General features: G+C 53.7%; 15 protein-coding genes. 12 read left to right on the top strand and 3 right to left on the bottom strand.

From position 1 onward, the window contains the following. Positions 1-115 precede the first annotated feature (115 nt). From ACWI0H_RS20505 to dtd, 3 genes are all read left to right on the top strand, one after another. Positions 116-961 (top strand): universal stress protein, encoded by an 846-nt coding sequence (locus ACWI0H_RS20505; RefSeq protein WP_485874401.1) that lies wholly within the window; start codon positions 116-118, stop codon positions 959-961. 100 nt (positions 962-1,061) lie between these two features. Beyond that, positions 1,062-1,631, top strand: a complete 570-nt coding sequence (locus ACWI0H_RS20500) for a chalcone isomerase family protein (protein WP_485874400.1) — start codon at positions 1,062-1,064, stop codon at positions 1,629-1,631. A 65-nt stretch (positions 1,632-1,696) separates the two neighbouring features. Further along, entirely contained in the window at positions 1,697-2,134 is a 438-nt protein-coding gene (dtd, locus tag ACWI0H_RS20495; protein WP_339886291.1) for a D-aminoacyl-tRNA deacylase, read from the top strand. On the opposite strand, the gene ACWI0H_RS20490 is transcribed toward dtd, so the two are convergent. Beyond that, positions 2,131-4,107, bottom strand: coding sequence for an ATP-binding cassette domain-containing protein (locus ACWI0H_RS20490; RefSeq protein WP_485874399.1), 1,977 nt, complete (start codon positions 4,105-4,107; stop codon positions 2,131-2,133). The two genes, dtd and ACWI0H_RS20490, sit on opposite strands and share 4 nt — an antisense overlap. 29 nt (positions 4,108-4,136) lie before the next feature. On the opposite strand from ACWI0H_RS20490, the gene ACWI0H_RS20485 reads away from it, so the two are divergent. From ACWI0H_RS20485 to ACWI0H_RS20455, 7 genes are all read left to right on the top strand, one after another. After that, complete coding sequence (locus tag ACWI0H_RS20485; RefSeq protein ID WP_485874398.1) at positions 4,137-4,724, top strand: TIGR02444 family protein; 588 nt, start codon at positions 4,137-4,139, stop codon at positions 4,722-4,724. Positions 4,725-4,926: 202 nt separating this feature from the next. Then, entirely contained in the window at positions 4,927-5,973 is a 1,047-nt protein-coding gene (locus ACWI0H_RS20480) for a TRAP transporter substrate-binding protein (RefSeq protein ID WP_008956524.1), read from the top strand. 296 nt (positions 5,974-6,269) lie between these two features. After that, entirely contained in the window at positions 6,270-6,848 is a 579-nt protein-coding gene (locus ACWI0H_RS20475) for a TRAP transporter small permease (RefSeq protein ID WP_485874397.1), read from the top strand. A gap of 30 nt (positions 6,849-6,878) precedes the next feature. Continuing rightward, positions 6,879-8,162 (top strand): TRAP transporter large permease, encoded by a 1,284-nt coding sequence (locus ACWI0H_RS20470; protein ID WP_101146890.1) that lies wholly within the window; start codon positions 6,879-6,881, stop codon positions 8,160-8,162. 21 nt (positions 8,163-8,183) lie between these two features. Further along, positions 8,184-8,627 (top strand): universal stress protein, encoded by a 444-nt coding sequence (locus tag ACWI0H_RS20465; RefSeq protein ID WP_008956527.1) that lies wholly within the window; start codon positions 8,184-8,186, stop codon positions 8,625-8,627. A gap of 140 nt (positions 8,628-8,767) precedes the next feature. Further along, entirely contained in the window at positions 8,768-9,448 is a 681-nt protein-coding gene (bamJ, locus tag ACWI0H_RS20460) for a BamJ family beta-barrel-assembly machinery protein (protein WP_176303036.1), read from the top strand. 3 nt (positions 9,449-9,451) lie between these two features. Continuing rightward, positions 9,452-10,543 carry an alpha/beta fold hydrolase gene (locus ACWI0H_RS20455; protein WP_485874396.1) on the top strand — a complete coding sequence of 364 codons (1,092 nt, stop codon included), beginning with the start codon at positions 9,452-9,454 and terminating at the stop codon, positions 10,541-10,543. Positions 10,544-10,549: 6 nt separating this feature from the next. On the opposite strand, the gene ACWI0H_RS20450 is transcribed toward ACWI0H_RS20455, so the two are convergent. Further along, positions 10,550-11,143 carry an SCO family protein gene (locus ACWI0H_RS20450; RefSeq protein WP_485874395.1) on the bottom strand — a complete coding sequence of 198 codons (594 nt, stop codon included), beginning with the start codon at positions 11,141-11,143 and terminating at the stop codon, positions 10,550-10,552. Between the two features lie 5 nt (positions 11,144-11,148). Then, a complete protein-coding gene (locus ACWI0H_RS20445) occupies positions 11,149-11,652 on the bottom strand; it encodes a hypothetical protein (RefSeq protein ID WP_485874394.1) in 504 nt (167 codons plus the stop codon). Between the two features lie 104 nt (positions 11,653-11,756). On the opposite strand from ACWI0H_RS20445, the gene ACWI0H_RS20440 reads away from it, so the two are divergent. Further along, the gene (locus tag ACWI0H_RS20440) at positions 11,757-12,671 is read left to right on the top strand and encodes an AEC family transporter (protein WP_101146886.1); all 915 of its coding nucleotides are present in this window, start codon (positions 11,757-11,759) and stop codon (positions 12,669-12,671) included. A 361-nt stretch (positions 12,672-13,032) separates the two neighbouring features. Further along, on the top strand, positions 13,033-13,944 hold the full coding sequence (gene thpD, locus ACWI0H_RS20435; RefSeq protein WP_336273452.1) for an ectoine hydroxylase: 912 nt from the start codon (positions 13,033-13,035) through the stop codon (positions 13,942-13,944). The last annotated feature ends 2 nt before the right edge of the window (positions 13,945-13,946 follow it).

Below are 13,946 nucleotides of genomic sequence, written 5' to 3'. Positions count from 1 at the left end.
GGCGCTGCCACCAGCGTAATAGGCAGCTTGCGTGAATGGGTATTGCACACCATGCTGAGGAGTGTCTGCTTAACGGCTTATAAGGCTGATTCAATCGGCTGAGGAGCGTTTCGCCATGCCTCGTACACTTCTGTTTGCCACTGATCTTTCTGCTGATAATCGCGCCGCCTGTGCCCGTGCGCTGCGTTTAGCCTACGCTTACGGGGTTCAGCTCGACGTGCTGCACGTGTTGGACCCTTACTTACCGCGGCGTGTCTTGCTTGATGTAGAGAGCGCGGTAGTAGAGGACATTACCACCACGTTGACCGATCTGCGTGAAGACTACGCTTTGGAGGCGCCGAAAACGCTAATCCAAACCGTGACAGGTTCGCCCCACGTTGAGATTGTACGTGAAGCCCATGAGCGCAACGCCGAGCTGATTGTGCTGGGCATGCATCGCAAGCGCGGGCAAAAAGACCTGTTGATGGGTACAACATTGATGCGTGTTCTGCGCAGCGCTCCTTGCCCGGTGGTGGTGGCCTCTTATCAACCCACCCAGCCCTGGCAGCATATTTTGGTGCCTATCGACTTTTCGCTCACCGCGCGGCATACCTTGAGAGAGGCGCTGATTCATTTCCCTGATGCCTCGCTGACGCTGCTGCACGCTTGGTCGCTTCCCGGCGAGCGTGAGTTGGGTTCGCAAGCGTACTATGCCCATTGGCGTGAGCATGAAGTGCAGCGCTTGCGCGAACAGCTGACCAATGAGGTCGATAGCCTAATGCGCGAGCTAGAGGGGGTACCAGACGTTGAGCTAGTGCTAGAGCAGGGCGCACCCTGTGATGTGCTTCAGGCCTATATGAAACGTCATTCACCCGATCTCGTCATGATCGGCAGCCGTGGGCAACCCCACCACACTAGCCAGCTCACCGAGATGCTGCTGTGTGAGCCGCACTGCGATTTGATGCTCTGCCGCGCTTGGTAGGCGACTCATCATTTATATTGCTTTTGGATAGGCTGGATATTGTGCAAAACCTTTATTGAGTGTATTGCTATGTATAGCAATGCGTCCATGAGGAGGTTTTATGTTCACGCCCATTCCCGCCCAAACTACGCTGATGTTAGTGGGGTTAATGCTGGCTCCTTGGGTGATGGCCAGTAACGTGTCAGAAAACGGCGAGTCGTTTGAGCGCAGTGTAGTAGAGGAAGGCCAACGCTATACGTTGATTGGCAGTGGCGTATTCCGTTACATGATCTGGACGGCCTACGCGGGGGCATATTATCAGCTTGAGGGTGAAACCCAGCCTCAGCCGTTAGGCAATATTCCGCGGCGCTTGGAGCTTGCCTACTTTCATGCCATTGAAGCCAGCGACTTTGCCGAAGCGACTGAAAAAACGCTGCAAGACACTCTTACGCTGTATGAATTCACTCAGATCGAAGAACCACTTGCGCGCCTAAATCAACGCTATCGCGATGTCGTCCCCGGTGATCGCTACCTGCTTAGCTGGAACGGCGAGCAGCTGCGCCTTGCGCTCAATGGTGAGGTGCTGTTTGAAGAGGAGAGTGCCGAGTTTGCCAGCGCGATGTTTAGTATTTGGCTAGGTGAACGCCCACTTGGCGACGACTTCCGCGATGCGCTACTAGGGCGAAACTGACTCGGTGAAGGAAAAGCGAATGAGCGGCGGTTACAATAGTCGTTTCTTTGCCGGGGAGAGGCGTTGTGAAGGCACTCATTCAGCGCGTAAAGCGCGCCAGTGTGGAAGTAGATGGGGAAATCATCGGCAGTATCGACCACGGGCTGCTCGCGCTAGTAGGGGTGGAGAAGCACGATGATGCGGCCAGTGTGGAAAAGATGCTGCATAAACTGCTCCACTACCGGGTATTCAGCGACGCCGACGGTAAAATGAACCAGAACTTGCAGCAGGTAAACGGCGGTTTGCTGCTCGTCTCCCAGTTCACCCTGGCGGCGGATACCCGAAAAGGACTACGACCCAGCTTCTCAAGCGCCGCTCCACCCGCCCAGGGTGAAGCGCTGTTTAACTTGCTGGTTGTCCAGGCGGGCACTGCCTGGCCACATGTCGCTACCGGTGAGTTTGGCGCTGATATGCAGGTGGCGCTAATAAACGATGGCCCGGTAACGTTTTTACTCGAAAGCTAGTTAGCCGTCTCTTCGCTAGCGAGCAGCTCGGCTTCCATTGCTTCCAGCGACTCTTCTGCGCTAAGCCATTGCTGTTCTGCTTCATTCAGTCGTGCTTTGATTTCAGCTTGTTGACTAAGCGTCTTGGTCAGCTCGGGTTTGCGGGCGCTGTCGGTGTAGAGCTCGGGGTCTGCCAGCACTTGTTCTACCTGATCAAGTTCCTGCTGGGTCTTTTCCATCGCTTTTTCCGCTTGATCGCGCTGTTTTTTCAGTGGGCGCAGTTTCTCGCGTAGCTCGGCGGCCGCTTTGCGTGACGCTTTGCGCGCTTCACGGCTGTCGCCGCTGGGCTGCTGGTTCTGGCGCTCGGCTTTTTCGCCGCGGGAATCCCGGCGGCTCTCTTCCAGGCGCGCTTTAAGCCAAACGCGGTAATCTTCTAAATCGCCATCGAAAGGTTCAACGCGGTGATCCGCTACCCGCCAAAACTCATCGACCGTGGCGCGCAGCAAGTGCCGGTCGTGAGACACCAGAATCACCGTGCCTTCAAAGCTTGCCAGCGCCTGAGTCAGCGCTTCGCGCATTTCTAGATCCAGGTGGTTGGTCGGCTCATCGAGCAGCAGCAGGTTGGGTTTTTGCCATGCGACTAGCGCCAGCGCCAAGCGGGCTTTCTCACCACCTGAGTAGTTGGCGACTTTGCCGAAGGCGTCGTCGCCCTTAAAACCAAAGCCGCCTAGGAAGTTGCGGATATCCTGATCGCTGGCGGTGGGCGAGAGGCGCTGCACATGCACAAAGGGCGTCGATGAAACATCCAGGCTCTCAAGCTGATGCTGAGCAAAATAGCCAATCGCCAAGTGCTCGCCAGGCACGCGCTTGCCATTAAGTAGCTCAAGTTCGCCGGTGAGGGATTTAATGAGTGTCGATTTACCCGCCCCGTTGGGGCCTAACAGGCCAATGCGGCTGCCGGGCAGCAGGGTAACGTTGACCTTGTCTAACTGGATGTTGTCGTCACTTCCATCGCCCGTTTTGCCGCGATAACCTAGCTGCGCCTGATCAAGCACCAGTAGCGGGCGCGATGTTTTATCGGCAGCAGGCAAGGTGAAGTGGAAGGGAGAATCCACATGGGCCACAGCGATATCTTCCATCCGCTCCAGCATCTTGACCCGGCTTTGCGCCTGCTTTGCCTTGGTCGCCTGGGCTTTAAAGCGGGCGATAAAGCGCTCGATCTCCTCACGGCGTGCCTGCTGCTTAGCGGCTTCGGCTTGCTGCAAGGCGAGCTTTTCGGCGCGGGTGCGCTCAAACTGGGAGTAATTGCCGCGGTAAAGCTCCAGCGTTTGGTGATGCATGTGCACGATGTGATCACATACGGCATCCAAAAAGTCGCGGTCGTGGGAAATCAGCAGCAGCGTGCCAGGGTAGCGAGTCAACCACTGCTCCAGCCACAGCAGGGCGTCCAGATCCAGGTGGTTGGTGGGCTCATCCAGCAGCAGAAGGTCAGAAGGCATAAACAGCGTACGGGCGAGGTTGACCCGCATCCGCCAGCCGCCGGAAAACGCCGAGAGTGGGCGGGTGAGATCGGTCTGAAGGAAGCCTAGCCCCACCAGTAGCTGTGCTGCGCGCGATTCCGCGCGGTAGCCATCCAGGGTTTCAATCAAGCCGTGCAGTTCGGCTTCACGATGGGCTTCTCCGGCCTCCCGAGCGGCCAGCAAGTCGGCTTCTGCCTGGCGTAGCGCTACATCGCCATCAAGTACATACTCAATAATGGGGCGATCAAGGGCGTCAACTTCCTGGGCCATATGCGCGATGCGCTGGCCGCCGCTCATCTCGACATCGCCCTGGTCAGGAGCAATCTCGCCCAGCAGCAGTTTGAACAGGCTCGATTTGCCGGCGCCGTTTGCCCCGATAATACCGGCCTTCACCCCGTTATTAAGGGTAACGTCTGCATTGTCGAGTAGCGTTTGCGTGCCGCGTTGCAGGGCGACTTGGCGCAGTGCGATCATGCTTTCTCCCGAAAAAAGTGGGTCATACGATGCAAAATTCTATTGCGCTTGATTCTACCCGATTGCAGCGCCTACAGCAGGCACCGTTATGGGAATTTGCGCTGGCGCTTTACGCCAAGCCGGGTGTTGAGGCTGCTTGCCTGACGCTGCAAGAGGAGGGTGAGCTGGATGTTTGTGAGCTACTATTTCATTGCTGGCTCTACTCGTGCGATTTAGAAGCGGTCCCCTGCGCGGTCGCTCGCCAGCGCGAGCAGCGTCGCCAATGGCAGAGCAGTGTCACGGCAGTTTTGCGTGGTTTACGTCGCGATTTAAAAGCCTCGGCAGCGTCTAGTGACTCTGTGGCAGCGCTGCGCGAAACCATTAAGCAGGCGGAACTAATGGCCGAGCGTGAGAACCTTCAACGTTGGCAAGAATGGGTTTTAGAAGCGCATGCTGATGAGCAGCGTGTAATGAATATCGTCGAAATGCCGCAAGATTCGGCTAAATGGCTGCGAAATCAGCTGCTTTTTAGTAAAGCTAACACCCACTCGGAGAGTAGCTTAAATACCACGTCGGCACTGTGTGAGGCGCTACAAATGCTTACTTGCCAGCTTGACCCTCATCAAGGAGCGCGCTAGCCTGAATTTAAGCTGATTTTGAAATACCTAGCGTTATTCGCTCGCTAGCACACCTTTAAGAACAGTACTTCAGTGTTTGTTAGTGAACACCAATTAGCGAATAACAGTGTCGTAAATGACAGTGTCGTGTTTAGAAATGCAAAACTGACCTAGGTTTTTGCGCACTTGAGTAGCGCGCTTATCACTGCAAGGGGAACACCGTATGAAGGCAAGCAAACCCGTATTTAATCGTTCTGTAACCACCAAATTAGTGACAACAGCAAGCGTGGGTGCACTGTTGATGGGCATGACAGCTGTCGCGCAAGCGGATAACTGGCGTTATGCTCATGAAGAGTACGAAGGCGACGTACAGGATGTCTTTGCCTATGCTTTTAAAGAGCATATCGAAGAGAACTCCGATCACACGGTTCAGGTTTACCGCTTTGGTGAGCTGGGTGAGTCTGACGATATTATGGAGCAGACTCAGAACGGTATTCTGCAGTTTGTGAACCAGTCGCCCGGCTTTACCGGTGCGCTGATTCCTGAAGCGCAAATTTTCTTCATTCCTTACCTGCTGCCGACCGACGAAGAGACCGTACTAACGTTCTTCGAAGAAAGCGAAGCAATCAACGAGATGTTTCCAGAGCTTTATGCCGAGCAAGGCCTTGAGCTACTGAAGATGTATCCAGAAGGTGAAATGGTCATAACGACCGACGAGCCGATCAGCTCGCCGGAAGATATGGATAATAAAAAAATCCGTACCATGACCAACCCGCTGCTATCGGAAACCTACGACGCCTTTGGTGCGACGCCTACGCCGCTACCGTGGGGTGAAGTCTATGGTGGCCTACAGACCGGCATCATCGATGGACAAGAGAACCCGATTTTCTGGATCGAGTCCGGTGGTTTGTATGAGGTGTCTCCGCACCTGACCTTCACTGGCCATGGCTGGTTCACCACCGCGATGATGGCTAACCAGGACTTCTATGAAGGCCTGTCTGAAGAAGACCAAACACTGGTTGATGAAGCTTCACAAGCAGCTTATGACCACACCATCGAGCATATCCAAGGCTTGGCTGAAGAGTCGTTAGCGAAGATTCAGGAAGCGTCTGATGAAGTGACTGTAACGCGTCTGGATGAAGAGCAGATTCAAGCCTTCCGTGACCGTGCTCCACAGGTTGAAGAAGCCTTCTTGGAAATGACCGGCGACAAAGGCGAAGAGTTGCTTGAGCAGTTCAAAGCCGATTTGGAAGCCGTAAGCAACGAGTAATCATCCTTAAGCCGCATTTGCATGTTGGATGATTTACCCGAGGGGCAGCAAAGGCTGCCCCTTTTTTATGCTGCCGCGGTAAGCTATGGGTTTTCGGTTTGGAATTTAGCATCATTACGCTGGGTTACGTATATCTAGCGTTGAATCACTAGCGGCGGCATACCGTTACGCTAGTAGTGATTCCTTGCTGAATAACGCGGGCAGGTTTGCAATAGGTAGGTCTGGAATAACGCTGTGTTAATTGTGCTAACGGCACTGAACTGATGCCGTTAAAGCCGTTAGAAAGGAGTCCGGCCATGACCGATGAAGAGATGGAAAAGAGTTATCGCTCCGGTTTGCCGGGGGTTTTAGGTGTGATCGACACTGCAATTAGCAAAATGGAAGCCGTAATCCTGGCGATGGGCGTTTTGCTAATGGCGCTGAATACGGTCACCAACGTGGTTGCCCGTTTCGTGTTTGGCAACAGCATTATGTTTTCCGGTGAATTAAACCGAATTTTGATCATCATGATCACCTTTGCCGGGATTGGTTATGCCGCCCGACATGGCCGCCATATTCGTATGTCGGCTATTTATGATGCATTGCCGGTGGGTGGCCGCAAAGTGCTGATGATTGGTATTGCACTATTCACATCGCTGGTAATGTTTTTCCTTCTTTATTATTCAATTATTTATATTGTTGACCTGTATAGCAAAGGGCGCGTGCTGCCCTCCCTGGGCTTACCGGTATGGATCATTTACCTATGGGTACCGCTGGGCTTTTTGGTCACTGGGATTCAATACTTATTGACCGCTGTTAAAAACTTTACTTCCCACGATGTGTATCTCTCGACGGGCGTGGTGGATGGTTACAAAGACACGGAAACTGAAGTCTAACGCGGGACACTGCACCCTAGGGGAACAGCTATGACGACAATAATGGTTACTACCATGATTGCCCTGCTGCTGCTGGGCTTTCCAATGATGATTCCGCTGATTACCGCTGCGATAATTGGCTTCTTCATGATGTTTAACGGCTTCGGCCAGATGGATACACTGATCCAGCAGATGATGGCGGGTATACGCCCAGCCTCACTCATTGCTGTGCCAATGTTTATTCTTGCTGCCGATATTATGACTCGCGGGCAGTCCGCTAATCGCTTAATTGATATGGTGATGTCGTTTATCGGCCATATTAAAGGTGGCTTAGCGGTGAGCACGGCGGCCTCTTGCACACTGTTTGGCGCCGTGTCCGGGTCAACGCAAGCGACCGTGGTGGCCGTTGGTTCACCATTGCGCCCGAAAATGCTTAAAGCGGGCTACTCAGACTCGTTTACGCTGGCGCTGATCATTAATGCCAGCGATATTGCTTTTCTGATTCCGCCTAGTATCGGCATGATTATCTACGGGGTTATTTCGGGTACTTCTATCGGTGAGCTATTTATCGCCGGGATTGGTCCAGGCTTGATGATCCTATGTATGTTCTCGGCTTACTGCATTATCTACGCCATTGTTAAAGATGTACCCACAGAACCAAAATCGAGCTGGAAAGAGCGCGCAAAAGCAGTACAACAAGCGTTATGGCCGCTCGGCTTTCCGGTGATTATTGTTGGTGGTATCTATGGCGGTATTTTTAGCCCGACCGAAGCCGCCGCCGCCTGTGTGCTGTATGCCATCTTGCTTGAGTTTGTGGTCTTCCGCTCGCTCAAAATGAACGACATTTACGCCATTGCCAAATCCACCGGTTTAATCACCGCTGTGGTGTTTATTTTGGTGGCAGTGGGTAATGGCTTCTCGTGGATTATCTCTTTTGCCCAGATCCCGCAAATGATTCTGGAGGCAGTGGGGATCAATGAAGCAGGCCCCACGGGCGTGTTGATTGCCATTTGTATCGCCTTTTTCGTCGCCTGTATGTTCGTTGACCCCATCGTCGTCATCCTGGTGCTAACGCCGATCTTTACACCGGCGATTGAAGCCACCGGACTCGACCCTGTGCTGGTGGGTATTTTGATTACGCTGCAGGTGGCGATAGGGTCGGCAACACCGCCCTTTGGGTGCGATATCTTTACTGCGATTGCGATTTTCAAACGCCCTTACTGGGATGTCATAAAAGGCACACCGCCGTTTATTTTCATGCTGATTTTAGCGGCCGCCTTATTGATCATGTTCCCGCAAATTGCGCTGTTCCTGCGCGATGTTGCCTTCCGCTAAACAGCCACAAGGAGTACGCGAATGTTTAATCGCATATTAGTCCCGGTGGATGGCTCAAAAGGCGCCTTAAGGGCGCTGGAGAAGGCGGTAGGCTTACAGATGCTAACGGGCGCCGAGCTTTATCTGCTGTGCGTGTTTAAACACCACAGCCTGCTGGAAGCCTCGCTTTCCATGGTGCGGCCCAATCAGTTGGATATTCCTGACGATGCGTTAAAAGAGTACGCCACCGAGATTGCCGTACATGCGAAGGCGCATGCTATTGAGCTGGGCGCTGATGACTCCCGCGTGCGTGCCTTTGTAAAAGGTGGGCGCCCCTCGCGTATTATCGTGCGTTTCGCCCGTAAGCGAGAGTGCGATCTGATCGTGATTGGCGCCCAGGGCACCAACGGCGAAAAGAATCCGCTGCTGGGCAGTGTGTCTCAGCGGGTTGCTGGCGCCGCTCACTGTCCTACGTTGGTCGTCTAAATTCGTTAAACCTCTTGCTTGCTTTATGGTCTTATTAACACCCACCGCCCCAAAGATGCAGCTTGGGGCGGTGGGTGTTAATCTTTAAGTGACACAGATAGGCGTTCGGCGCCGCTATATAAAAGATAAAAGGATCTTTCATGAAACTACTGCTCTCTACAACGGCTCTGACAGGTTTGCTTTTGGTCGCCCCTTTTGCAGCGGCAGCGCCCGAAACCGATGAACAGCGTTTGGCTTACAGCCTGGGTGTCACCTTGGGCGAAAGCATGCAGGCCGATATCGAAGACCTCGACTTAGATGCGTTTCATGACGGCATGAGTGACGTGTTTGAAGGTAATGACTTAGCGCTTAGTGAAGAAGAGATGACCGAAGCATTGATGGCCTTCCAAGAGCAATCAATGCAAGCACGTGAAGCCGAAGCTGAAGAGATAGCGCAAACGAATCTCGAAGAAGGCGAAGCTTTCCTGGCCGAAAACGCTGAACGTGAAGAAGTGACCGTGACGGATTCTGGCCTTCAGTATGAAGTGCTTGAGTCGGGCGATGGCGCAACACCTGGCCCTGAAGACACTGTTGAAGTGAACTACGAAGGCATGCTGTTAGACGGCACTGTATTCGATAGCTCCTTTGAGCGCGGTGAATCAGTCAGTTTCCAAACCAACCAAGTGATCGAAGGTTGGCAGGAAGCGCTGCAGATGATGAGCGTTGGCGATAGCTGGATGCTATATATTCCCGCTGATATTGCTTACGGCGAAAATGGTCAAGGGCCGATTGGACCCAATGAAGTGCTGACCTTCCGCGTTGAATTGTTAGGCGTCGAATAAGCAATGACTTCAGCCGCCCCTTCCATGCTTCGCCCACTTGCATACGCTCTGGTCTGCCTGAGCCTTGGTATCCCGTTGTTGGCACAGGCCGAGCCGGAGGTTGAGCCCGAGGCATTACCCGCCCTGGGTGCCGTTAGCGAGCAGGCAAGCGTGGTGGGGGTTTCGTCAGGCGGCTATATGGCAACCCAGCTAGCGGTCGCTTGGCCAGAACGGTTTAGTGGCCTGGGCGTACTGGCGGCGGGGCCTTGGAGTTGTGCACAAGGCTCGCTGAGTTTGGCGCTTAACCAGTGCATGATGACGCGCCGCGGCGCGCCATCATTAGACGAGCTGGCGAGCCGCTATGATCGCTATATAGCGCTTGAACAGGTCGGAAGCACAGAGCGCCTTAGCCAGCTGCGGGCCTACTTTTGGCACGGCGAAGAAGATGACGTCGTTGAACCGCTGCTGGGCGATCTCCTTGCCGAGCAGTGGACGCAATGGCTTGCCTCGCCAAGTCAACTGCGCGTTGCGCGTAGCGAAAATGCCGGGCATGGCTGGCCGGTACGCTTACCTGATGATGTATCGCCCGGCCCCCAAGAGTGGGGCGATTGTCGCCAAGGGGGCGGTAGTTATGTATTAGCCTGCGATGAAGATATCGCTGGTGATATGTTGAACTGGCTTTATCCCGAACGTGAAGCCTCTGAGGCGAACGGCAAACTGGGTGGCGAGTTAGCCGCGTTTGATCAGTCGGAATTTGCGGTAAAAGGACTAGCCGACACAGGCTATGTGTTTATACCGGAAGGCTGTGAAGCGGGTAACTGCCCGGTAACGTTGGCGCTGCACGGCTGCCAAATGAACGCAGAGGCGATTGGTGAAACGTTTGTGCGTTACACTGGGTTAAACGCCTGGGCGTCAGCGCATCAGCAAATTGTGCTTTATCCTCAGGCGGAAAGCAGTATGGCGAACCCGCAAGGCTGCTGGGACTGGTGGGGATTTGCCGAAAGCACTTGGCAGTTAAGCCCTCAGCACGATACCCGTAGCGGCACCCAGATTGGTGCGCTGATGGCGATGTTGGATCGCTTGCAAACTGCTCCCGAAAACGCCTCGCCAGAGTAAAGTCGACTAACTGCCCAGTTCGCTCTCTAATGCCGAGACTAACCCATGGGGAGTTGGCGAATAGAGCACTCGCTGCAATATCTCGCCTTCGCGATTGACTAAAAAAAGCGAGGCGCTGTGATCAATGGTATACGCCATTGCGGAATCCGGCGCTTCGACTTTTCGCCATATCACGCCATAGCGCGACGCAACATCTTCAAGCTGCTCCTGACTACCTACCGCACCAATGAACTCCTCGCCGAAAAAGCTCATGTACTCCTGCATGCGCTCTATGGTGTCGCGTTCGGGGTCAACGGTAATCATCACCGGCACCACCCGCTCGCGCTGCTCCTCAGAGAGTTGAGCCAAGGCTTGGCGTTTGACCGACTGGGTCATCGGGCATATGTCGGGGCAGAACGTGTAACCAAACGACAAAATGGCTAGCTGGTCGTCATCCAGCTGGGTCAGCGAAAAATCACCCTGGGTCGAAGGCATTTCCACAGGGCCACCTACAGGTTCGCCATCTTTGGGGGCGAAAGCGTAGTGATAGAGACCGATGCCACTAACCACAATTAATACAGCGGCGACACCAGCGCCCAGCCATAACGGTTTACGTGCCATGTGCGTTAACTCCGAATAACGTCAAAATCGAACCAGCTACCCACTTTACCTTCTGCAGTGTCCAGTATGACACGCGCTCGCCAGGGCATAACGGTTTGGGTACAAACCCCCACTTGGCCTTGTCCTTGAAAATGGCCGGGTGCACCTGCACTGAGGGCAAAACGGTGCAGTCCTAAGTCCATATCACGGCCAACAAAATCAACGTCAACCTGAGTGGCCGTAACGCCGTCAACCTCAACTTCCAGTGGTAATACCTCTAATGCATCAATCCGCCCGCTCGCTTGAACATGGAGGGTGATGCGGCCTTTATCGCCTAACGTGGCGGAACAAGGCGCTGTATGCAAGTCGCAGCTTGCAGCGGGGGGGAACCAGGTCACATCGCTATCGCGGTGCAACCAATGGGCAAAGGCATACCAGGCACAGGCAGCCAGCGCTATACCAGTGACCAGTATCAGTACCCTTAAAGCAGGAAAGCCTGCCGGGTGTGCAGGTTTTGATATCATCTTCATGGCAGAATAATCGCTACGCAAGCCGTGAGGCGGGTGTTTCGCCATGGTAACAGTAATCGAGCCGATATCGCTGTGCTGGGATGTCGCAGGCAAAAGGGACGCAAATGGAGAGTATCACTGGCGCTTTAGGCCCCCTGTTTTTATTGATTTTACTGGGCGCCATGCTCGGCTATTGGCGTTGGCCTAGCGATACTTTCTGGCCGCAGATGGAGCGGCTGATCTATTTTGTACTGTTCCCCGCCATGCTGGTGGGAACGTTGGCAACGGCCGATGTGAGCCAAGTGCCGGTAGGCCGCCTAGCACTGGTATTGCTGGGCGCAATGGCGTTGTTTGGCATACTGCTTTGGCGTTTACGAGGCTGGTTACGGCTTACACCCGCTGCGTTTACCTCGGTGTTTCAAGGAGCGGTACGCTTTAATACTTATGTGGGCGTTGCTGGTGCCGCTGCGCTACACGGCAGCTTAGGAGCGACCACTGCAGCCGTCGCGGTGGCACTAATGGTACCGGTGGTGAACGTGATGTGCGTGGCTAGCTTTGTGGCTGCTGGCACGTTAGGCGGCGCTAGCGTGGGTAAAAGCGCAATGGCGCTGATTAAAAATCCGCTAATCCTTGCTTGCCTTATTGGTATTGGCCTGAACCTTTCCGGTGTCGGTTTACCTGGTTGGAGCCAAGACACGGTCGAGCTATTGGGGCGTGCGGCGTTGCCGCTGGGGCTGGTAGCGGTGGGGGTAGCGCTGCGCCCAGCGGCGTTGCTGCGTATTGACCGCGGCGTGCTGGCTACCAATAGCGTTAAGCTGTTGCTGATGCCCGCGTTTGTCTTGGTATTAACCTGGGTGCTGCAACTGGACCCGGTCAGTCGTGATGTGGCGCTCCTGTTTGCAGCGCTGCCCACCGCTACATCTGCCTATATTTTAGCCCGCCAACTGGGCGGCGATGCTGAACTGATGGCGGCCATTATCACCGGACAAACCCTACTGGCCATGGCGACGCTACCGTTTTGGCTGCGATTGGTAAGCTGATGGATAGGCAGACTCAAAGCTGCAAATAAAAAATATTCGTATTTGTATTGACGAGGTAAATGAGAATGATTATAGTGTGATTGTCAGCGTTTGATGAGACGCTTGGCAGCCAAGGCAGCTACTCGGTACAAATTATCGCCAGTTTACTGTCATGGTTTCTCCCTCTCATTGCTAGTCACGGTCTTTTTTGCCGCTCCAATGGAGCGGCTTTCTTTTTTCTACACCCTGCTAATATCCTCATTACTGATGTTGTCTTTTCGGCGACCTCCAAAGGGCATTGCTGAGGTGCGTTTTGGCGTCTACGTTTTATACGTAATGCTTAAAAGCGCTTGTTAAACGCATGCTAATGGAGGAGTTGACCATGAACGATACCCAAGATCTTTTCCCTACTCGCTTGGAGCGAAAATTGGGAATGTTTGAACGCATCGATCCCGTGGTATATGGCGATGAATCCCAGCTTGCTGATGGGCCGCTGAATAGGTCGCAAATTGAGGAGTATGAGAAAAAGGGATTTCTCTCCTTTGAAGGTTTTTTTGACGCCGATGATATGCAGGTGTTTCTTAAAGAGCTGCGTGAGTACGAAGATGATGCCGATCTTAAGCTTTCAGAAGGCACGATTCTTGAACCAGGGCGTGAAGAGATACGCACCGTGTTCGGTATTCATGAAGTGTCCAAGCGTTTCCAACGTCTGACCCAGGACCCCAAGCTGTTGGCGATCGTCAAGCAATTGCTGGGCAGCGATGTCTATATCCATCAGTCACGAATCAACTATAAGCCCGGGTTCAAAGGCAAAGGGTTTGATTGGCACTCAGACTTTGAGACGTGGCATAGCGAAGATGGCATGCCGCGCATGCGCGCGCTTAGCTGTTCCATCGTGCTCACCGATAACGGTGAGTTTAATGGGCCACTGATGTTGATTCCTGGTTCGCACCGCTACTTTGTTCCCTGTGTAGGGCGAACGCCGGAGAATAACTACAAAGAGTCACTCAAAAGCCAAGAGGTGGGAGTGCCGCCAGCCAGCAGCCTGCGTGAATTAATGTTGGAGAACGATATTGAAGCACCCAAGGGGCCCGCCGGATCCCTGGTGATTTTCGAAAGCAATACCATGCACGGCTCCAACACGAATATGTCCTGCTGGCCGAGAAGTAATCTGTTCTTTGTTTACAACAGCGTTGAAAACACACTTCATGACCCTTACTGCGGTAATCGGCCCAGGCCTGAGTTTCTGGCCAATCGTTCAGATTGGGAGCCGATTGAACCGCTTAAAGAGTAAGG

The organism is Halomonas sp. NYA30 (assembly GCF_976980765.1).
Note: the sequence above shows the minus strand (reverse complement) of the source record. Positions and strands in the feature narration are given on the sequence as shown.